Raw genomic sequence first — 20,517 nt, 5'->3', positions numbered from 1 at the left:
GGGGATGCCGGCTGCCGGCCGCAGGCTGGCGGGTATGCTGGCCGCCGTCGCACTCGCCGCCTGCGCGCCCGTCCAGCAACCGAGCGAGCCGGCCGCACCCGATGAGCCGCAACCGGTCAGCTGGGGCCAGATCGAGGCCCTGCCGGTGCCCGCCGCGGACCATCGGATCGCCTACGGCGAGCATCCGCTGCAGTTCGGCGAGCTGCGCCTGCCCGCCGGTCCCGGCCCGCACGCCGTCGCGGTGCTGTTCCACGGCGGCTGCTGGCGCGCGGAATACGACCTGGCCCATGTCTCCCACGTGGGCGCCGCGCTGGCTGCCGCCGGGGCGGCGGTCTGGACGCCGGAGTATCGCCGGGTGGGCGACGAGGGCGGCGGCTGGCCGGGGACCTTCGAGGACGCGGCGGCCGGGCTGGACGGGCTGGCGAGCCTTGCACCGGAGCACAATCTCGACCTCGACCGCGTGGTGCTGGTCGGGCACTCGGCCGGTGGGCACCTCGCGCTGTGGCTGGCCGGCCGTCACAACCTGCCGGCCTCGCATCCGCTGCATGCGGCGCCGGCGCGCATCCGGGGCGTGGTGGCGCTGGCCGGCATCACCGATCTCGCGCGCTATGCCGAGGGCGCGCGTGGCTGCAACGCGGCGGTGCAGCTCCTGATGGGCGGCATGCCGGCGGAGCAGCCCGAGCGCTACGCCGCGGCCAGCCCGGCCGGGCTCCTGCCGCTCGGCGTGCCACAGCGGCTGCTGCACGGTGCGCTGGATCCTGTCGTGCTGCTGGAGCAGTCCTCAGGCTACGCTGAGAAGGCCGGCGCGCACGGCGACGAGGTCCGCCTGGAGGTCATCGACGGGGCCGGGCATTTCGACCTGGTCGCGCCGTTCGCCCCGGCCTGGCCGCGGGTCGAGGCGGCGGTGCTCGAGCTGCTCGACTAGTCCCGGGGCGCGGCGGTCTCGCCTGCGACCCGGTGGATTTCGATGGTCGCGTGGGCCACGTCGCCCAGGCCGGCGAGCCAGGACCGGACATCGGCCGCGCTGAGGTGCGGGTGCCGGGTGACCAGGGTCAGCGTCACGGCATAGGCGCGCTTTCCGACCCGCCAGGCGTGCAGGTCAGTGATCTCGGTGCCGGACTCGCTCCCGGCGGCCGCGATGGCGCGCCTGATGCGCGGGACAATGGGATGGTCCATCTCGCGATCGAGCAGCACCTTCCCCGTCTGGCTGATGAGGTTGCGCGCCCAGATCGAGATCAGAACCGCGCCGACGATGCCCATCATGGGATCCAGCCAGGCCCAGCCGAACAGCCACCCGCCGGCCAGCGCAATGATTGCGAGCACGGAGGTGGCGGCATCGGCCAGCACGTGCACGTAGGCGGCCTTCAGGTTCAGGTCGTGGTGCTGGTGGCCGTGTTCATGGTCGTGGTCATGGTCGTCGGGCGCATAGTCGTGGCCATGATGGTGGTCGTGGTGATGGGCCCGGCCGAGGATCAGGGCGCACACGATGTTGATGATGAGCCCGAGGATCGCGACGGCGATGGCTTCCTGGTAGCGGATCGGCTGCGGCGAGATCATGCGCTCGACCGAGGCGACCACCATCAGCAGCGCCACCACCAGCAGCATCAGCGCGCTCGCAAAGCCGGCCAGGACCTCGATCTTCCAGGTGCCGAAGGCGAAGCGCCGGTCGTCGGCGAAGCGACGGGCGGCGATATAGGCGAAGGCGCTGAGGCCGATCGCCAGCGCATGCGAGCCCATGTGCCAGCCGTCGGCCAGCAGGGCCATGGAGTTGAACCACAAGCCCGAGAAAATCTCGATCACCATGGCCGTGAGCGTGATGCCCAGCACGATCAGGGTGCCGCGCTCGCCCGCCTGGCTGCCGGCATCGAACTGGTGCGTGTGGGCCCAGGGGGCCTGCGTATCCTGGTTCATCGATAAGGACCTCTTCGTGGGCTAGAGCCCGTACGCCTCGCCGGCGCCGGCCAGCGCCAGGAAACCCAGCACCCCGAACACGCCGGCGGCCACCAGCGTGATCGCCCGCACCGGCAGCCGTGCCGCCAGGCGATCGCCGAGGAACACGCCCGGGACGTTGGCCAGGGTCATGCCGAGCGTGGTGCCCGCCACCACGGGCAGGAAGGCCTCGTAATGGGCCACCAGCGCCACCGCCGAGACCTGGGTCTTGTCGCCGAACTCGGCGATGAAGAAGGCGAGCAGCGTAGTGCCGAAAGCGCCGAAACGTGCCGCCGGCAGCGCTTCTTCGGGCGCGTCCCGGTCCGGCACCAGCAGCCAGAGCGCAATGGCCAGAAATCCTCCGCCGACAGCCCAGCGCAGGCCCTCGGGCCCCAACGTCGCCACCAGCCACGCCCCGACGGCGCCCGCCAGCAGGTGATTGGCCAGCGCCGCGACGAAGATCCCGGCAACGATCGGCGCGACGACGCGGAAACGGGCCGCGAGCATGAAGGAGAGCAGCTGGGACTTGTCGCCCAGCTCGGCCAGCGCCACCACGCCCAGCGGGACCAGGAAAGCCTCGAGGCTCACTGCCTCATGCCCCGGCCTGGCGCTTCAGCTCGGCCAGCGCCTGCGCCGTGGGGGGGCGCACGCCGCGCCACAGGGCGAAGGACTCCGCCGCCTGCTCGACCAGCATCCCGATGCCGTCCGCGGTGCCGGCCGCGCCCCGGTCCGCCGCCCAGCGCATGAATGCCGTCGGGCCGCTGCCGTAGGCCATGTCATAGCAGAAGGTGCCGGGATCGACGGCGTCGCCGGGCAGCGCCGGGACTTCGTCGTGCAGGCTGGCGGAGGTGGCGTTGACTACCAGCGCAAAGGGCCCGTGGGCCGCTTCCAGCCCGCCGCCGGAGACCGGCCCGGCGCCGGCGAAATCCGCGGCCAGCGCCCGGGCCTTGTCGGCATGGCGGTTGGCGATCAACAGCTCGGCCGGCCCGGCGTCCAGCAGCGGCCCCAGCGCGCCGCGGGCCGCGCCGCCGGCGCCCACCAGCAGGATCCGCATGCCGTGGAGCGCCAGCCCGAGGTTGTGTTCCAGGTCGCGCAGCAGGCCGGCACCGTCGGTGTTGTCGCCCAGCAGGCCGCCCGGCGTCACGGCGATGGTGTTCACGGCGCCGGCCCGCCGGGCCCGCTCGGTGAGTTCGTCGACCGCGGCGTAGGCGGCGAGCTTGTGCGGCACCGTGATGTTCAGGCCCTTGCCGCCGCCGTGCAGGAACTCCGCCAGCGCCTGGTCGAAGTCGCCGGGCGGCACGTCGCGGGCTTCGTAGGACAGCCCCTCCCCGGTCAGCTCGGCGAAGCGCGCGTGGAGCCAGGGTGAGCGGCTGTGCGCGACTGGGTGGCCGAACAGCGCATAGCGGTCGAGGATGGCCAACGCGCCGGCGGCCTCAGCCGTCCTTGAGCCAGCGCGCCACCATCGGGGCGAAATAGGTGAGGATGCCGTCGGCGCCGGCGCGCTTCATGCCGAGCAGCGCCTCGAGCACCACCGCCTTCTCGTCCAGCCAGCCGTTGGCCGCGGCGGCGCGCAGCATGGCGTACTCGCCGCTCACCTGGTAGACGAACGTCGGGACGCCGAGCTCGCTCTTCACCCGGCGCACGATGTCCAGGTAGGGCATGCCCGGCTTCACCATGAAGGCGTCGGCGCCCTCGGCGATGTCCAGCGCGACTTCGCGCACCGCCTCGTCGCTGTTGCCCGGGTCCATCTGGTAGCCGTACTTGTTGCCCTTGCCAAGGTTGCCGGCGGAGCCGACCGCGTCGCGGAAGGGGCCGTAGAAGCTGGAGGCGTACTTGGCCGAGTAGGCGAGGATGCCGGTGTTCACGTGGCCGGCCTCCTCGAGGGCCGCGCGGACGCGCCCGACCCGGCCGTCCATCATGTCCGAGGGCGCGACCCAGTCCGCGCCGGCCTCGGCGTGCGACAGCGCCTGGCGCACCAGCGCCTCGACGGTGACGTCGTTCAGCACGTAGCCGGTGTCGTCGATGATGCCGTCCTGGCCGTGGGTGGTGAACGGGTCCAGGGCCACGTCGGTAATGACGCCGAGCTCCGGCAGCGCGGCCTTCAGCGCCCGGGCGGCGCGTTGCGCCAGGCCCTCGGGGTTCCAGGCCTCGGCCGCGTCCAGGCTCTTCACCTCGGGCGGCGTCACGGGGAACAGCGCCACGGCCGGGATGCCCAGCCCGGCCCAGCCCGCCGCCTCCCGGACCAGTTCGTCGATGGACATGCGCTCCACGCCGGGCATGGACGGCACGGCCTCGCGCCGCCCTTCGCCTTCCAGCACGAACACGGGACAGATGAGATCGTCGACCGCCAGCGAGTGCTCGCGCACCAGGCGGCGGCTGAACTCGTGCCGGCGCAGGCGGCGCATGCGGGTCATCGGGTACTGGGGGTTGGCGGGAGCTTTCATGGGCGTCATCCGGCAGCGGGAACCAAAACGCGATTGTCCCGCGACTAGGGTTGGCTTGTCACTCGATGCAAACCCCGATCGTGCGTCGCACCTTGCCAGCAGAGGGGAAGATATGCGTGGATAGAGGGGCAAGAACGATCTGCGGCGGCAACAGACGGGCCGTTACGCCTGGCGCACAGGCCCGCACCCCGCAGGCAACCCAAGAGGAAAGAGGAGCAACACCATGAAGAAGTCCATCAAGCCCGTATCACTGGCTGCCGGCATCGCGCTGGCGGGATCCCTGGCCGGCGTCCAGGCCGCCCAGGCCGACGCCAACCCCTTCGGCATGACGGCCCTGTCGAGCGGCTACATGACCGACGCCGCCATCGACGAGCACGGCAAGAAGGAAGAGCACAAGGGCGACGAGAAGAAGGCCGAGGGCAAGTGCGGCGAAGGCAAGTGTGGCGAAGGCAAGTGCGGCGGCGACAAGAGCAAGGACAAGGACAAGAGCAAGGACAAGAAGGGCGGCGAGGGCAAGTGCGGGGCCGCCTGAGCAGCAGCTCTGCGGGCATGAACGAAGGGCCTGTGGCGGATGCCGCGGGCCCTTTTCTTGCTGGAGGCGCGCATGGCCGACGTTCGCCAGCGGTGTGACTGGTGCCTTGGCGTCAGCGACGCCTACCAGGCCTACCACGACCAGGAATGGGGCACGCCCGTCACCGACGACCGGGGGCAGTTCGAGTTCCTGGTGCTGGAAAGCGCGCAGGCCGGGCTGTCCTGGGCCACCGTGCTGCACAAGCGCGAGGGTTACCGCCGGGCCTTCGCCGCGTTCGATCCCGAGCGCGTAGCGCGCTTCAACCGCCGCAGCGTGGCACGGCTGGTGGGTGATCCCGGCATCATCCGCAACCGCCAGAAGATCGAGGCGGCGATCGGCAACGCCCGCGCCTTCCTCGAGCTGCAGGCGCGCCACGGCAGCTTCAGCGCCTGGCTATGGCGCTTCGTCGACGGGCGCCCGGTGGTGAACCGCTGGCGCGAGATGAGCGAGGTCCCCGCCACCACGCCGCTGTCCGATTGCGTCAGCAAGGAACTCAAGACCCTTGGCTTCCGCTTCGTCGGCAGCACCATCGTCTATGCCCACCTGCAGGCCACCGGCCTGGTGAACGACCACCTGGTGAGCTGCTACCGGCACGCGGAGTGCCTCGCCGCCGGCGAGCGGCTGGCGTTCTGAGCGCTGGCCGCTCCCCCCGGCGGGAGGAGCGGCCGAGCTCCAGGTTTTCCGCCCGGGTCGTTGCCCGGGCCTGCCCTTACCAGTCCGAGCAGATTGCCGACTCGCCGTCGCCTTTGCCCGTGCCGCCGTGGTGCTCACACAGCATGATGAACAGGTTGCAGCTGGAGCCGTCGCCCGCCTCGTGGTGGCAGCAGATCGCCGGGTTAGTGGCGGTGCCGCATTCCTCGATCTCGTACTTCGGGGGCTCGGACGGCCTGGGCTGCTGCACCGAAGTCGGCCCGCTGCCGGCTTCATTCCCCTGGGTCGCGGCCATCGGCAGGATCCGGCGATGCGAAGAGGCCCGGTGAGCGGAGGGCTGCAGCTTGGCCATCATCTGCTGCGTGGTGAGGGCCCTGCCACCCGCGGCCGGCCCGCGCATGGGCGTGGCCTTGTCGACTCGGCCGCGCGGCGCCGGCGCGGTGGCGGCACGGTCGCGGGCCGCCGCGTCGATCTCGTCGGGTTCGATGCCCTGCTGGGCCTGGCCGCCGATGGGCCCATGGTAGTGCGGCATCACCCGCTCTTCCTCATTGGGCTCCTGTTCCTGCCCCTGGTCCTGCGCTTTCTGGACTGCGGGGAGCAACAGCCCGGCCTGGGGTTTCCTCTCCGGCGGGGCGACCTGGCGTTCCTGCGCGGTCGTGGTGAGTGGCGTTGCCAGCAGCGCGAGCGCTGCCGCAATGCAAGCTTGCTTGATCAGTTTGTTCATTCGCTTCTCCTGCTCGATCGCTTTACGGCCATGTCCGCTTCTTGCCGACGGGGTTGGCCGACGTGTCTTCAGCCGTCCGGGCTGAAAATGAAACTGGCTTCCTCGCTCGTGCCGATCGTCACGCCGGCTTGATCGTAGGCGGTGACGCGCCAGAGATAACGCCGCTCGGGGCTCAGCCGGCTGCGTGCCAGCTCGGTCAGCCGGGTCGCGCCGGCGTCGCCGGGGACCAGCATGCCGGCGATGAAGCGCGGCTCGGGCGCCTCGCCGCCGGTGGTCGCGCGGGGCGCGAATTCGAAGATCTGCACCTGGTAGGTGGCCGCCCCGGGGACCTCGCCCCAGCGGAACATCCCCTCCTGGCCCAGGCGGGCCCGGTCCGGTTCCAGGCTGCGGATGCGGACTACCCTGAATCCGGCCCGGGCGTGAACCTGGTAGGTGGCATGCACGACCTGCCCCGCCCCCGGGCATTGCGCGTCCTCGGCCACCGCCACGGGATCCGTGCCGGAGACGCAGAAGCGGAGCAGGTACACGCCCGGGCGCGAGGTCGGCAGCACCGGGCTGCGCAGGTAGCTGCGCTGCCCGGCACGCACCTGGGTATTCACCAGCGCGAGTGTGCGGAATACCGGCACCGCTTCGGAGCTGCCCGGCTCGGCGATCTGCCAGCGCCCGCGCAGGATGCCGGTGCCCGTGTGCTGGACAGTCAGGCCGGCCCGCAGGTCGGCGTCGCGTTCGACGATGGCCGTGTTGTTGCCGGTCTCGAACTCGAGCCGCACGGACACCACCAACAGCTCGCTCGGCGCACCCTCGCGCAGCGCCCGCAGCTGGCTGCCGCTGAGGCGCAGCACCACGCGGCCGACGGCGCCGCCACCGGTCGCCGGGTCGCCGAAACTCCGTTCCAGGACCACCCGCTCCAGGCCGGCCGCCTGCCAGCCCCGCACGGTGTCAGCGTCCACCTGCAGCGATTCCCGCAACACGAAGGGACCGCTGCCGGCGGCGTCGAGCGAGGTGTTCACGACGAGCAGCACCCGGCCCGTACCCGGGTCAACGATCGTGGCCGCCGGCGAGCTCACGCCGGTGGCATGGTCCGGCGTGGTCGCTACCTGCCACCGGACCTGGACCAGGTTGCCGCTGGTGCCGAACAGCGTCAGCTGCCGCGGAGTCGCGCGGGCGTCGCTTATGGCGGCCGCAGCCGGGCTGCTGTCGAGCAGCAGCAGGGCGAGCAGTGCGGTGACGAGCGCGTATTTCATGGCCGGCTCCAGTTCCAGTCGAGTTGCGCGCCGACGAACACGGACCAGAGTTCGTCGTCGACGAGCAACGCAAGGTCCTCGTTGCGCGCGTAGCTGCCGCTCAGGTTGAGGTTCAGCCCGGGACGGCCTGGCCGTGCATGGATCGCCTGCCAGCTCAGCTGCAGGTCGGCGACGCGCGAATGCAGGCGCTCGGCGAGGAACTGGGGATTCCCGAAATCGCTGTGGTCGCGGCCGAAGTTGAGGCCGGCGCGGGCCGTCAGGCGATTCGGCACCACGATGAGATTGCCGCTGAGCCCGTAAGCCGTGTTCCGGTAGACATCGTCGAGCGCGCTCTCCTCGAGCTTGTTGCGCTGGATGTACGCGTCGAGGGTGATCCGCTCGGATGCGGCCCAGCTGGCCTGGAGCGAGGCCTGGGTATTGCGGCTGTCGGAGGGCGGCTCGTAGACCAGGAAGTTGCCATTGAAGACCGGGTCGCTGCGATCGTCGTAGTCCACCAGGGCGAGCTGCAAGCCCCAGTTGAGCCGCGCGCGGGCGAAGGTCAGCGCGAGGCCGATCTCGTCCGTGGCGTTGTCCACGTCGAAGCCGACCAGCTGGGCGTCGGCGTCCGGCTGGCTGCTCTCGTAGCGATATGCCCATGAATTGATCGAGGGGGCGCCCAGCCACTGCCATGGCCCGCGGTCGGGATCGAGGGTGCCGGGCGACCAGCCCAGGTTCACGCCCGCCCGGTCCAGCGTCTGGGTGGCGAGATCCGGGTCGTCATCGGGATTGCTGCGCTCGCGCGCCAGGTCGAGGTCGACGGCGAAGTCGCGCCAGCCGGCCTGGAGGTAGGCGCTGTGAACTTCGATGTTTCCCGGCAGCGCGAGATTGGCCATGCTGTAGTAGTCGAGGCCGACCTGGCGATACTGGAACTCGGCGGACCAGTACGAGAACGGGCCGCTGTCGAAAGCGCCGCCCGAAGCAAGGCCGAGCGTCGCTCGCATGGCGTCGTCGCTGCGCTCCGGCGCGCCCACGCCGATCCCGTCGACGTCGAAATTCGACCCGGCGCGCTCCAGGGCGAGCGCCACGCTGCCGCCCGCGAGCCTGGAGTCCAGCCCGACGTTCCAGCTGTCGCCGCCGATGATGGCGGGGTCGATGAACTGGTTGAAGCCGGCGCCGCCCAGCGGGCCCCGCCCGTCGACCAGCCCGCCACTGAGCCGGAGGCGCTCGTCCGGCAGCGCAACGGAGGCCCGCAGGCCGCTGGAACGATTGTCGCTGTCACGCGGCAGGAGCTCGTCGGCCTGCACCAGGTTGCTCGGGGCGGACACCATGGAGAAGGCCTGGAGCTGGAAACGCTCCGAGGCAGCCAGCGACTGGAGGGCCACGCCCCGGCGCTGGAAGTTCGAGAACAGCAGGTCGTCCTGGCTGACGGCCACGTTGCCCGCTTTCAGTTCGGTCGCCGCCACGGACCCCTCGTGCGCCGCGAACAGCGCATACTCGGGCAGCAGCCAGCGCTCGTCGGCGGGCGCGGCCTGGCTGTAGCGGTCGTAGATCACGCCTGCGCCGGCGCCGAGGCGCCACGCCCCGGAACGGCGCTCTCCCTGGTAGGAAACGCTGCCCTTGGCCGTAGTGTCGTCCGCGCCGGCGAAATTCTCGGCCGGGCCTTCCGCGACCCGGTAGCTCGCCTGCAGCATGCCGCTGGCGCTGTGCGTCATGCCGTCCCCCACGGGCACCTGGAGGATCGTGTCCAGCAGCACTTCGACGCTGCCGTCCGGAAAGAACAGCATCAGGCTCAACAGGTAGCCGCCCGGCGGCAGCGGGGAGTCCAGCGCCACGCGCAGCACGGTGCCGTCGACCCGGCTGAAGGGCGTCAGGTCATATCCGTCGAGATCCACCGCCAATGCGCCGTCGGCCTGTGCGAGCGCCGCGGCCGGCAGGTCGAGGCTGAAGCTGCGCTGGTCGATCGCCGTGAGGGGTCCGGCCTGCTGCGCGGCGGCGGGCTGCAGGCAGGCGGCCAGTAGCAAGAGCGCGACCAGACGGGTTCCCATTCGTGGCTCCGGCGGACAAATTGCAGCTCTTGTACACGATTTTTGCACGAAAAACGCGAACTGCGTCCCAGACGCGGATCGTTCGCGGCCACCGCAGCAGATCACGCGCACCGCAGCAATTCGCCCCGGCGCGGCAATTCTCCTGCCCTCGAGCGCAGTACTCGGGTAAGCTTTGCGCCGTCCCACGGCACGGAGATGCGGCGCTCATGAATCCTGTGATCACGGCCTTGTACGGCGGCTTGCTCGGCCTGCTATTCTTGGCGCTCTGCTGGCAGGTGGTCAACCACCGGCGCAAGGGCAGGATCGGTCTCGGCACCGGCGGGAATGCCGACCTGGAGCGGGCGATCCGCGTGCACGGCAACTTCGCCGAGTACGTGCCGCTGTTCCTGGTCCTGCTGCTGGCGGCCGAGCTGGGCGGCGCGCCCGCGTGGCTGCTGCACGTCCTCGGCGGCGTGTTCGTGCTGAGCCGGGCGGGGCACGCCTGGGGCCTGTCAAAGAGCGGCGGCACCACTCCGGGACGTTTCTACGGCACCCTGTTCACCTGGGTCGCCTTGCTGGCGGCCGCGCTGCTGAACCTCTGGCTCGCGCTGGCCTGAGCCGGGCGGCGGCTCAGGCGACGCCGGGGTCGGGCGCGAAAACCGCGCCGTCATCCGCAAAGGACTTGAACTCCAGCGCGTTCCCGGACGGGTCGAGCACGAACATCGTCGCCTGCTCGCCGGGCCGCCCCTTGAAGCGGATGCGCGGCTCGATGAGGAAATCGGCGCCGCCTTCCCGCAATTTCTCGCCCAGCGCCTCCCAGTCGCTGCGTTCCAGGACCAGCCCGAAATGCCGCACCGGGATCCGGTTGCCGTCGACCGGATTGGCGCCGGGCGGGCGCGTCTCCGGGCAGAGATGGGCCGTGATCTGGTGGCCGTGGAAATCGAAGTCGATCCACTTGTCGGACTCGCGCCCGACGCCGCAGCCCAGCATGCCGACGTAAAAGCCGCGCGCCGCCTCCAGGTCGTGCACCGGAAAAGCCAGGTGAAATCTCGGTCTCATGCGTCCTCCAGCCAGTCGCGTTCCCTGAGGAAATCCTCGTACAGCCCCGCCTCGGGCGAACCGGGCTCGGGGTGCCAGTCGTAGATCCAGCGGACCAGGGGCGGCAGCGACATCAGGATCGACTCGATCCGGCCGCCGGACTGCAGCCCGAATACCGTGCCCCGGTCGTACACCAGGTTGAACTCCACGTAGCGGCCGCGCCGGTACAGCTGGAACTCCCGCTCGCGCTCGGACCAGGGCGTATGGCGGCGGCGCTCCGCGATCGGCGTGTAAGCCGGCAGGAAGTGGGCCGCCACGGCGCGCGAGAATTCGAAGCAGCGCTCGAAGCCCCACTCGTTGAGGTCATCGTAGAACAGGCCGCCCACGCCGCGCGGCTCCTGCCGGTGCTTCAAGTAGAAGTACTCGTCGGCCCACTGCTTGAAGCGCGGATAAATGTCCTCGCCGAAGGGCCGGCAGGCGTCCCGGCTGACGCGATGCCAGTGTTGCACGTCCTCCAGGAAGGGATAGTAGGGCGTCAGGTCGAAGCCGCCGCCGAACCACCACACCGGCGCCTCGCCAGTCTTCTCGGCGACGAAGAAGCGCCAGTTGCCGTGCGTGGTCGGGACGTAGGGGTTGCGCGGATGGAGCACCATGGAGACGCCGGTGGCACGGAAGCTGCGCCCGGCCAGCTCTGGTCGCCGGGCAGTCGCCGACGGCGGCAGGGCCGCGCCGTGGACGGCGGAGAAATTGATCCCGCCCTTCTCGAACAGCGCGCCTTCCTCGAGGACGCGGCTGTCGCCGCCGCCACCCTCGGGCCGGTCCCACCGGTCGCGACGGAAACGGGCGCCGCCGTCGAGCGCTTCAAGTGCCGCGCAGAGCTCGTCCTGCAGCGACTTCAGCCAGTCCTCGACAGCGAGGATGTCGTTTGTGCTCACCATGCCTGTCACCTGCATGCTCCCCTAGCCGGCGCGCAGGGTGCGCCCCGTGATGGCATCGCGAATCTCGACCGGCGCCTGGCGCTCGCCGGCCGATCCCCCCAGGATGAAATCCACTTCGTCGCCCAGCCAGCGGCGGACCTGGATGCCGCTGCGCGCGGCGGCGTGCCCGCTGTGGTGCGCGCTGGCGGCGACGATCGGGAAGCCGGTTTCCCGGCACAGCGCCGCGGCCTGGGCATGAGCTGTCACGCGAACGGCGAGAGTTTCCCGGCCGCCGTGCACCCAGTAAGGCACCCAGGCGCGCGCCGGGAAGACCCAGGTGGCCGGGCCGGGCCAGGTCGCCGCTACGCGCGCCTCCACTTCGTGGGAGACGGGTTCGATCCAGGGCTCGAGCTGCGCGGGGTCGGCGGCGATGAGGACCAGCCCCAGTTCCGCGGGCTGCTCCTTGATGGCCAGGATGCGCGCGACCGCCGTGGCGTCGAGCGGATCGCAACCCAGGCGCCAGACGCCCTCGGTCGGGTAGGCGACGACACCTCCGGCGCGGATGACTCCGGCTGCCCGACGAATCGCCAGCATGCCCGCCATCACTAGCGCTCCTGTGGCCCCGCTGGCGCGGCCGCGGCCTTCTTGGCCGCAGCCTTCTTCTTCGTTGCCGGCTTCTTGCGGCCGGCGGCAGTCTTTTTCCTGGCCTTCTTTTTCGCCGGCGCCTTCTTGCTCGAAGTTTTCTTCGTCGCCGACTTCTTCGCGCCGGCTTTCTTCTTGCCCGCGCCCTTCTTCTTCGCCGGCGCTTCCTCGAGCAGCTGCAGGGCCTCCTCCAGCGTGAGCGACGCCGGGTCCCTGGCCTTGGGCACGCTGGCGCGGCGGCCGGCATCGGTGACGTAGGGCCCGAAGCGGCCCTTCAGGATCCGTACGCCGGCATCCGGGAACTCGCGGATGGTGCGGGCGGCGTCGAGCGCCTCCTTGTCGCGGACGATCTCCAGCGCGCGGTCGAGGCCGATGGTGTAGGGGTCGTCGTCCTTCTTCAGCGAGGCGTATTTCGAGCCGTACTTCACGAAGGGCCCGAAGCGGCCGATGTTGACCAGTACCGGCAGGCCGTCCGGCGTCTCGCCGAGCTCGCGGGGCAGCTTGAACAGCTCGAGCGCCTCCGCCAGCGTGATGTGCTGCATGCTCTTGCCGCGCGGGATGCCGGCGAAGCGGGGCTTGTCCTCGTCCTCGGCGGTGCCGATCTGCACGTAGGGCCCGTAGCGCCCGATCTTGACCAGGACCGGCTTGCCGCTGGCCGGGTCCTTGCCCAGCTCGCGATTGGGCATCACGTCGCGCTTGGTGACCGACTCCTGCTTGTCCTGCACCAGGTCACGGAAAGGCTCCCAGAACCGTCCCAGCAGCTTCTTCCAGTCCTGTTCGCCCCGCGAGATGGCGTCGAGGTAGTCTTCCATGCGCGCCGTGAAGTCGTAGTCCACGTACTGGGTGAAATGGTCGCTGAGAAAGGTGCTGACGATGCGGCCCACGTCGGTCGGCACGAAGCGCTTGCGGTCCAGCTCCACGTACTCGCGGTCGAGCAGGGTGGAGATGATGGTGGCGTAGGTAGAGGGCCGGCCGATGCCGAATTCCTCGAGCGTCTTCACCAGGCTGGCCTCGGTGAAGCGCGGCGGCGGCTTGGTGAAGTGCTGCTCCGCCTCGAGCTTGTCGAGCGCCACCAGCTCGCCTTCCTCCACCTGCGGCAGGCGCCGGTCCTGCTCGTCCTCGGCGTCGTCGCGGCCCTCCTGGTAGACGGCGATGTAGCCGGGCTTGACCAGGATGGAGCCCGAGGCGCGGAAGCGGTGGCCCGCGTCCGGGGCCTGCGAGGGCACCAGGTCCAGCGATACCGTGTCGAACACGGCGCTGGTCATCTGGCTGGCGACCGCGCGCTTCCAGATCAGCTCGTAGAGGCGCTGCTGGTCGCGGTCGAGCTTGCCGAGAAGAGCGTCCGGATGGCGCGCGGCGGAGGTCGGGCGGATGGCCTCGTGCGCCTCCTGCGCATTCTTCGACTTGGTGCGATAGTGGCGCGGCTTTTCCGGCACCGAGCCGGCGCCGAAGCGCTGGCCGATCACGCTGCGGATCTCGTGCAGCGCGTCCCCGGCCAGCGACACCGAGTCGGTACGCATGTAGGTGATCAGTCCCGTTGCGCCCTCGCCGAAGTCCACGCCCTCGTACAGCCGCTGCGCGGTGCGCATGGTCTTCTGCGCCGTGAAGCCGAGCTTGCGCGCGGCTTCCTGCTGCAGCGTAGAGGTGGTGAAGGGCGGGGCGGGGTTCTGCTTGCGCTGCCGGCGTTCCACCGAGGAGACGAGCAGCTTGCCGGCGGCGGTCTCCCGCAGGGTGCGCTCCGCCTCGCGGGCCTGGCCCTCGTTGCCGAGGAAGAACTTCTCCAGCTTGTCGTCGATGCGCTGGCCGCCGTACTCGGCCAGCCGCGCCGGGAAGGCCTGGCCGTTCTTGGCGAGCGTGGCCTCGATGCTCCAGTACTCGACCGGCTTGAAGCTCTCGATTTCCCGCTCGCGCTCGACGATCAGGCGCAGCGCCGGCGTCTGCACCCGGCCTGCGGACAGGCCGGGCCGGATCTTGCGCCACAGCAGCGGCGACAGGTTGAAGCCCACCAGGTAGTCCAGCGCGCGGCGCGCCTGCTGGGCGTTCACCAGGTCGCCCGAGATCTGGCGCGGGTGCTCCAGCGCCTCCTGCACGGCGCGCTTGGTGATCTCGTGGAAGACGATGCGGTGCACCGGGCAGTCGTCGAGCAGCCCGCGCTCCCGCAACGACTCGCAGACGTGCCAGCTGATCGCCTCGCCCTCGCGGTCCGGGTCGGTGGCGAGGTAGAGGGCGTCGGCGTTGCGCGCCGCCCGGGCGATGGCGTCGATGTGCTTGCGGTTGCGGTCGATCTCCTCGTAGCTCATGGCAAAGCCGTGCTCGGGGTCGACCGCCCCCTCCTTGGCGCGCAGGTCGCGCACGTGGCCGTAGGAAGCGAGCACCTTGAAGTCGCCGCCGAGGTATTTCTCGATGGTCTTGGCCTTGGCCGGCGATTCCACGATTACCAGGTTCTTGCTCATCTCGTCCTTACGGTCGTCAAGTCGAAAAAACGGGCCGTGGCTCGCGCCACGACCCCCGTATTCTCCGCCAGGGCCGTGTGATGCCCCAAGCCGGGGCTTAGTGCACGGCCCACGCCCGGTCGTCGAAGACCAGGTCCTCCATGCGGGCATAGGCGCTCTCTTCGCCCGGCTGGCTGAACAGCACCATCAGCACCACCCACTTGATGTCATCGACATCCACCTCGGGGCTGTCGAGCGCCATCAGCCGGTCGATGACCAGCTCGCGCTGGTGCGGCGCGAGGATGCCGATCTGCTCCAGGTACAACAGGTACCCGCGGCCTTCGGCGTCGATCCTGGCCAGCTCGGTGCGGGCGTAGATCCTGACGCCGTGGTCGGTCGGCGCCGCGCCGACCTCGTCGTCGCGGACACCGGCCAGGCCGTCGAGCCATTCCAGGGCCCGGTCGATCTCCCGGTCGTGAAAGCCCGCGCGTTCCAGTTCTTCCCGCAGTCCGTCCCGGTCGGGCTCCGGCGGGACACCCTCGTCCCCCGCGGTCTCGAACAAATACATCAGAACGTCGAGCACACTCTCCGTCATTTCACGACCTCGTCGTTTTGCGCGCGAAGCGTCCGCCCGGCAAGGACTCCACTTCTCCCTGGAGTTCAAGGATCAGCATCATCGATGAAACCTCCGCAGCCGTCAAACCGGTGCGCGCGGCGAGGGCGTCGACCCCGCAGGGGTCGTGGGCGAGGGCCTCGAGCAGCCGGGCATAGTCGCCGTCCGGGGCCTCCGCAGCCTCCTCGCGGGCGCCGGCGCGGCCCGCGGGCGGCGCGGGCGGGGCCAGCGCGAGGCCGGCCAGCGGGCCGATCTCGGCCAGGATGTCCGCGGCGGTTTCGACCAGCACCGCGCCCTGGCGGATCAACTGGTGGCAGCCGCGGGCGAGGGGATTGTGGATGCTGCCCGGGATGGCGAACACTTCCCGGCCCTGGTCCCCGGCCAGGCGCGCCGTGATCAGCGAGCCGCTGCGGCGCGCGGCTTCCACCACCAGCACGCCCAGCGACAGGCCGCTGATGATCCGGTTGCGCTGGGGGAAATGTTCCTTCAGCGGGCGCGTGCCGGGCAGGTATTCGGAGATCACCAGGCCCTCGGCGGCGATCCGCTGGGCCAGCGGTGCATTGGCCGCGGGATAGGCGCGGTCCGGGCCGCAGCCCAGCACCGCGGTGGTCGGGGCCCCCGCCCCCAGGGCGCCTGCGTGGGCCGCCGCATCGATGCCGGCGGCCAGCCCGCTGCAGATCACCAGCCCGCAGCCCGCCAGGTACTCGGCGAAGGCACGCGCATTCTCCAGGCCCTGGGGCGTCGGGTTGCGGCTGCCGACGATGGCGAAATGCGGCTCCCCGAGCAGCGCCCGGTCGCCGCGCAGGAACAGCGCCACGGGTGCGCCCGCAGCCTGCCTGAGGAGCGGCGGATAGTCGGGGTCGGCGAGCGTGAGGAGGTCGTGGCCGGGCTCTGCCAGCCAGTCCAGCGCCTCCGGCAGCCAGACCGGCGCCGGGCCCGTGAGGGTCCGGGCCGGCTCGGCCGGCACGCCCAGGGACTCCAGCTCGCGGGCGCCCGCTGCGAGCAGGTCGGCGAGACCGGCGGAGTGGCCGGCGAGCTGCCGGGCCACCGCGCCCGGGATCCCGGGGGTCAGCGACAGGCGCAGCCAGGCGGCGGCATGGTTCATTCCAGGCTCCCCAAAGCACGACGCCGGCAGGGCGCCGGCGTCGTTACAGGACTCGAGCAGGTGACGCGGGCCGTCAGGGATTGCGCACCTTGTCGAGCACGCGAATCTCGTTCTCGGCCTGCATGATGAGGCCGAAGCTGAGGTTCTCGTAGGTCTTGAATACCATCAGGTAGCCGGCATATTCGTCCGGCAGCTGCACCCGGCCGCCGCCGAAGCGGTCGTCGGCGAGCTGCCCGGCCTGCCAGACCGACAGGACGTGACCCGGCGCGAGACCGTGGCTGGCGCCCCGGTTGAGAGTGACTATCTGGAAGGCGCCCACCAGCGACACGCCGTCGAGCACATGGATGATGCTGCCGTCCACGGCCTGCTCCGGCGGCCGCGGCACGAAGCGCGGCGGGGCGTCCATGTCGACCGGGAGCAGCCGGTCCCCGTTCAGCGCCTCGCGCTCGGTGCTGATGAGATACATCGTCGCGGGATCGCCCTCGCGCACGATCTGGCCCTGGCCGACATAAATCCCCTGGTAGCCGAGCATGTTGCCCGTGTCCGGGTCGCGCAGGCGGTCGCCCAGGCGGATCACGCTGAAGTCCTGCTCCATGGCGAACTCGCCGCCGCGCACGTACACCTCGGACTGCGCGCCGTGCACCAGGTGGCCGCGGCGGCTGGACAGGATGTAGGGCGCGTTCTCCGCCGTGTCGCGGTCGAGCACGGTCGGCCGGCTCAGGAACGCGGCGATGCGGTCGTAGGGAATAGTGAGGATGGCATCCTCGAGCGGCTCGGCGCGGACCCGCGGCTCGAGGCGCTCACGGCCGCCGGCCGTCTCGCCGCGCTCGCGGATGATGCGCGGCCGGCCGTCGATGTAAACCAGCGTCAGCACGTCCCCGGGGAAGATCAGGTGGGGGTTGGCGACCTGCGGGTTGACATACCAGATCTCGGGCCAGAACCAGGGATCGCGCAGGAACATCGCCGAGATGTCCCACAGCGTGTCACCTTTCTGCACCACGTAGCGGTCCGGGTGGGCCGGGTTCAGCCGCACCGGCGTTGCCGGGGCAACTCTCGCCGGCGGCGGGCTCGCCTGGGGCGGCGGCGCCTCGGCAGCCGGAGCCGGAGCCGGTGCGGTCACCGGCGGGGGCGCATCCGGGGTACTGGCACAGCCAGCGAGCAGCAGGGCCGCTCCGAAACCGGTCAGCAAGCGCGTCCGAAAGGGGCGGAAAATCGACTGGGACATGGCGGGCCTTGCTCCATGCTGTCCTTCGTAAGAGTGCGGTGCTGTCGCTTGGTATAATTCGCGGCAGCCGGTGTCACCGGTACCCGGCCGCGGCCTGTGCCGCCACCTTCGCATCGCTGCGAAGTTAGCACGGTGGGCTTGAATTGTCATACCGTTACCCGCATTTTGTGGCGTAATACACGAGCAAGTGGAACAGCTTTCATGGCGATCCTGAACATACTCGAATATCCCGATCCGCGGCTCCGCACCAAGGCGACGCCGATTGCCGAGGTGGACGACGAGCTGCGCCAGCTGGCGGCCGACATGCTGGAGACCATGTACCAGGCGCCGGGCATCGGCCTGGCCGCGACGCAGGTCAACGTCCACCGTCGCATGCTGGTCGCAGACATCTCCGAGAAACAGGACACACCGCACGTTTTCATCAATCCGGAGATTCTGGAGCGGCGCGGGACCGAGGTCATGGAAGAAGGCTGCCTCTCCGTGCCGGGCTTCTACGAGTCGGTGACGCGCTCCGACTGGATCCGCGTGCGGGCCCTGAACCTCGAGGGCCAGCCCTTCGAGATGGAGCTGGACGGCCTCCTGGCGGTGGTGGTGCAGCACGAGATGGACCATCTCGACGGCAAGCTCTTCGTCGACTACCTGTCCGACCTGAAGCGGCAGCGGATCCGCAAGCGGATCGAGAAGGACCGCGGTCGCCGCCAGAAGGAGCCCGCCGCAGCCAACGTGCTCTAGGGCGCGCGCCGTGGCCCGCCTGGTCTTTGCGGGGAGCTCGGACTTCGCGGTGCCGACGCTCGAGGCCCTGGCAGCCGGCCCGGCGGAGCTGGTCGGCGTCCTGACCCAGCCCGAACGCCCTGCCGGCCGGCGCCGGCGCCTGGCCCCCACGCCCGTGGGGCAGCGCGCCGCCGAGCTCGGCCTGGCCGTCCTCACTCCGGCGACCCTGCGCACGCCCGAGGCGGAGGCCGCCCTCGCCGCGCTGCGCCCGGACGTCATCGTGGTGGTGGACTACGGGCTGATCCTGCCGCAGCGCGTTCTCGACCTGCCCCCGGCCGGGTGCATCAACGGCCATGCCTCGCTGCTGCCGCGCTGGCGCGGCGCGGCCCCCATCCAGCGCGCCATCGAGGCCGGCGACCCGGTCACCGGCGTGTCCGTAATGCAGATGGAGAAAGGGCTGGACACGGGTCCAGTATACAAAATACAGGAAACGCCGATCGGCGAGCTGGAGACTGCCGGCGAGCTCTGTCCACGGCTCGCCCGGCTGTGCGCGGAGCTGCTGGCGGCGACCCTGCCGGAGATTCTCGCGGGCCGCCTGGCGCCCCGGCCGCAGGATCCCGCCGCCGCGACCTACGCGGCCAAGATCGCCCCGGAGGACGCCGAACTGGACTGGGATCGCCCGGCCACGGAGCTCGCCCGGCAAGTCCGTGCCTTTTCCCCCCGGCCCGGCGCCTGGACCGCCTGGCAGGGCCAGCGGCTGAAACTGCATCGCGCGGCAGCCATCCCGGCGCAGGAAGGCCCGCCCGGGCGGGTCTGGCGCGCCGGCCCCGAAGGCGTGGATATCGCGGCGGGGACGGGCAGCGTGCGGGCGCTGGAATTGCAGGTGCCCGGCGGCCGGGTGCTGGCCGCGCGCGAGTTTCTCAACGGCCGGGCGCTGCTCGGCGAGCAGCTCGGCAGGTGAGCGCCGGCGCCCCCGCCCGCGCCGCGGCGGCGCGCGCCGTAGCCGCCGTGCTCGGGCCCGGCCACTCACTCGACGAGCACCTCGGCGCGGCCGTTGCGGGCCTGTCCGGGCCGGATCGCGCCCTGGCGACCCAGCTCGCCTACGGCACGCTGCGACTCTATCCGAGGCTGGAGCGGTGGTCCGGCCTGTTGCTGGCCCGGCCGCTGCCGGCCCGCGAGGCCGAGGTCCGCGCGCTGCTGGCCCTCGGGCTCTACCAGCTGGAGGCCTCGCGCGTGCCGGACCATGCGGCCGTCGCGGCGACCGTCGAAGCCGCGCGCAGCCTTGGCCGCGCGCGCCATGCGGGCCTGCTGAACGCCTGCCTGCGGCGCTGGCTGCGCGAGCGGGACACGCTCAAGGCGCGCGTCGCGCGGGACCCGGAGGTGATCCACGCCCATCCGCGGTGGCTGCTGGACGCGCTGGCGCGCGACTGGCCGCGTGACTGGGAGGCGGTGGTCGCAGCGAACAACCAGCAGGCGCCGATGTGGCTGCGGGTCAATGCCGCCCGGAGCAGCCGCGCGGACTGGCTGGCTCGGCTGCAGGCGGAGGGCGGCGCGGCCGAGCCGTGGGATCCCGCCCCGGAAGCCCTGCGGCTGGCGGCGCCGCTGCCGGTGGAGTCACTGCCCGGTTTCGCTGCGGGCGACGTCTCGGTCCAGGACGGCGCCGCCCAGCTGGCCGCCGGCCTGCTGGCGCCGGCGGCGGGCATGCGGGCGCTCGACGCCTGCGCCGCGCCGGGCGGCAAGGCCTGCCACCTCCTCGAGCGCCATCCAGGCCTGGACCTGACCGCGCTCGATGTCGCGCCGGACCGGCTGGAGCGGGTGCGGGAGAACCTCGCGCGGCTCGGCCTCGCGGCCCGGGTGGTTGCCGGCGACGCGACCGATCCTGCCGGCTGGTGGGACGGGCGGCCCTTCGACCGGATCCTGCTCGACGCGCCGTGCTCCGGCACCGGCGTGATCCGGCGCCATCCCGACATCAAGCTGCTGCGCCGGCCAGGAGACGTGGCGCAGCTGGCGGCCCGACAGGCGGCGATGCTCGAGGCGCTGTGGCCCTTGCTGGCGCCCGGCGGGCGCCTGCTGTACGCGACCTGTGCGGTGCTCAAGCCCGAAAACTCCGCCCAGGCCGCCGCCTTCCTGGCACGCCATCCCGAGGCGCGGGCGCTGGACCTGGGGGAGCCGGGCTGGGGCCGGCGGTCCGGTCCCGGGCGCCAGCTGTTGAGCGGTGAGGCAGGGGTGGACGGCTTTTATTATGCTTGCCTCTTACGGCCGGCCTAG

The 20,517-nt window shown here is 71.0% G+C and carries 21 protein-coding genes; 7 read left to right on the top strand and 14 right to left on the bottom strand.

Annotated elements, in window-relative coordinates:
* Positions 1–4: 4 nt before the first annotated feature.
* Positions 5–925, top strand: coding sequence for an alpha/beta hydrolase (locus tag G6N75_RS08220; protein WP_206203004.1), 921 nt, complete (start codon positions 5–7; stop codon positions 923–925).
* On the opposite strand, the gene dmeF is transcribed toward G6N75_RS08220, so the two are convergent.
* Genes dmeF through hemB form a run of 4 tightly spaced genes read right to left on the bottom strand, consistent with a single transcriptional unit; the run spans position 922 to position 4,373 of the window.
* Entirely contained in the window at positions 922–1,911 is a 990-nt protein-coding gene (dmeF, locus tag G6N75_RS08215) for a CDF family Co(II)/Ni(II) efflux transporter DmeF (RefSeq protein WP_165347865.1), read from the bottom strand. The two genes, G6N75_RS08220 and dmeF, sit on opposite strands and share 4 nt — an antisense overlap.
* A 21-nt stretch (positions 1,912–1,932) precedes the next feature.
* Entirely contained in the window at positions 1,933–2,517 is a 585-nt protein-coding gene (locus G6N75_RS08210) for a TMEM165/GDT1 family protein (protein WP_165347864.1), read from the bottom strand.
* 4 nt (positions 2,518–2,521) lie between these two features.
* Complete coding sequence (aroE, locus tag G6N75_RS08205; RefSeq protein WP_206203003.1) at positions 2,522–3,349, bottom strand: shikimate dehydrogenase; 828 nt, start codon at positions 3,347–3,349, stop codon at positions 2,522–2,524.
* A gap of 13 nt (positions 3,350–3,362) precedes the next feature.
* On the bottom strand, positions 3,363–4,373 hold the full coding sequence (gene hemB / locus G6N75_RS08200; protein ID WP_165347863.1) for a porphobilinogen synthase: 1,011 nt from the start codon (positions 4,371–4,373) through the stop codon (positions 3,363–3,365).
* A gap of 223 nt (positions 4,374–4,596) precedes the next feature.
* Between hemB and G6N75_RS08195 the strand changes: the two genes are divergently transcribed.
* A complete protein-coding gene (locus tag G6N75_RS08195) occupies positions 4,597–4,905 on the top strand; it encodes a hypothetical protein (protein WP_165347862.1) in 309 nt (102 codons plus the stop codon).
* A gap of 72 nt (positions 4,906–4,977) precedes the next feature.
* Entirely contained in the window at positions 4,978–5,577 is a 600-nt protein-coding gene (locus G6N75_RS08190; RefSeq protein WP_165347861.1) for a DNA-3-methyladenine glycosylase I, read from the top strand.
* Between the two features lie 76 nt (positions 5,578–5,653).
* On the opposite strand, the gene G6N75_RS08185 is transcribed toward G6N75_RS08190, so the two are convergent.
* From G6N75_RS08185 to G6N75_RS08175, 3 genes are all read right to left on the bottom strand, one after another.
* Complete coding sequence (locus tag G6N75_RS08185; protein WP_165347860.1) at positions 5,654–6,319, bottom strand: hypothetical protein; 666 nt, start codon at positions 6,317–6,319, stop codon at positions 5,654–5,656.
* Between the two features lie 68 nt (positions 6,320–6,387).
* Entirely contained in the window at positions 6,388–7,563 is a 1,176-nt protein-coding gene (locus G6N75_RS08180) for a hypothetical protein (protein WP_165347859.1), read from the bottom strand.
* A complete protein-coding gene (locus G6N75_RS08175) occupies positions 7,560–9,587 on the bottom strand; it encodes a hypothetical protein (RefSeq protein ID WP_165347858.1) in 2,028 nt (675 codons plus the stop codon). The genes G6N75_RS08180 and G6N75_RS08175 overlap by 4 nt, the downstream gene beginning before the upstream one ends.
* A 206-nt stretch (positions 9,588–9,793) precedes the next feature.
* On the opposite strand from G6N75_RS08175, the gene G6N75_RS08170 reads away from it, so the two are divergent.
* Positions 9,794–10,183 (top strand): MAPEG family protein, encoded by a 390-nt coding sequence (locus tag G6N75_RS08170; RefSeq protein ID WP_165347857.1) that lies wholly within the window; start codon positions 9,794–9,796, stop codon positions 10,181–10,183.
* Positions 10,184–10,196: 13 nt separating this feature from the next.
* On the opposite strand, the gene G6N75_RS08165 is transcribed toward G6N75_RS08170, so the two are convergent.
* The 7 genes from G6N75_RS08165 to G6N75_RS08135 form a co-directional block, all read right to left on the bottom strand.
* Positions 10,197–10,625, bottom strand: coding sequence for a VOC family protein (locus G6N75_RS08165; RefSeq protein WP_165347856.1), 429 nt, complete (start codon positions 10,623–10,625; stop codon positions 10,197–10,199).
* Positions 10,622–11,542, bottom strand: coding sequence for an oxygen-dependent coproporphyrinogen oxidase (gene hemF, locus G6N75_RS08160; RefSeq protein ID WP_165347855.1), 921 nt, complete (start codon positions 11,540–11,542; stop codon positions 10,622–10,624). Before hemF ends, G6N75_RS08165 begins: the two co-directional genes overlap by 4 nt.
* 21 nt (positions 11,543–11,563) lie before the next feature.
* Positions 11,564–12,124 (bottom strand): Sua5/YciO/YrdC/YwlC family protein, encoded by a 561-nt coding sequence (locus G6N75_RS08155; RefSeq protein ID WP_165347854.1) that lies wholly within the window; start codon positions 12,122–12,124, stop codon positions 11,564–11,566.
* 2 nt (positions 12,125–12,126) lie between these two features.
* Positions 12,127–14,616 carry a DNA topoisomerase I gene (locus tag G6N75_RS08150; protein ID WP_165347853.1) on the bottom strand — a complete coding sequence of 830 codons (2,490 nt, stop codon included), beginning with the start codon at positions 14,614–14,616 and terminating at the stop codon, positions 12,127–12,129.
* Positions 14,617–14,713: 97 nt separating this feature from the next.
* Complete coding sequence (locus G6N75_RS08145) at positions 14,714–15,190, bottom strand: DUF494 domain-containing protein (protein ID WP_165347852.1); 477 nt, start codon at positions 15,188–15,190, stop codon at positions 14,714–14,716.
* 1 nt (position 15,191) lies between these two features.
* Entirely contained in the window at positions 15,192–16,313 is a 1,122-nt protein-coding gene (gene dprA / locus G6N75_RS08140; RefSeq protein WP_165347851.1) for a DNA-processing protein DprA, read from the bottom strand.
* Between the two features lie 73 nt (positions 16,314–16,386).
* Positions 16,387–17,433 carry a LysM domain-containing protein gene (locus tag G6N75_RS08135; RefSeq protein WP_165347850.1) on the bottom strand — a complete coding sequence of 349 codons (1,047 nt, stop codon included), beginning with the start codon at positions 17,431–17,433 and terminating at the stop codon, positions 16,387–16,389.
* A 306-nt stretch (positions 17,434–17,739) separates the two neighbouring features.
* On the opposite strand from G6N75_RS08135, the gene def reads away from it, so the two are divergent.
* From def to rsmB, 3 genes are read left to right on the top strand one after another with little or no spacing between them, the layout of a single operon-like run.
* Positions 17,740–18,270, top strand: coding sequence for a peptide deformylase (def, locus tag G6N75_RS08130; RefSeq protein ID WP_165347849.1), 531 nt, complete (start codon positions 17,740–17,742; stop codon positions 18,268–18,270).
* Between the two features lie 10 nt (positions 18,271–18,280).
* A complete protein-coding gene (gene fmt / locus G6N75_RS08125) occupies positions 18,281–19,210 on the top strand; it encodes a methionyl-tRNA formyltransferase (RefSeq protein WP_165347848.1) in 930 nt (309 codons plus the stop codon).
* On the top strand, positions 19,207–20,517 hold the full coding sequence (gene rsmB / locus G6N75_RS08120; protein WP_165347847.1) for a 16S rRNA (cytosine(967)-C(5))-methyltransferase RsmB: 1,311 nt from the start codon (positions 19,207–19,209) through the stop codon (positions 20,515–20,517). The genes fmt and rsmB overlap by 4 nt, the downstream gene beginning before the upstream one ends.

Origin of the sequence: Thioalkalivibrio sp. XN8 (genome assembly GCF_011058255.1) — a bacterium.
Classification (GTDB): domain Bacteria; phylum Pseudomonadota; class Gammaproteobacteria; order Steroidobacterales; family XN24; genus XN24.
This window is presented reverse-complemented; position numbering and strand designations above follow the sequence as displayed.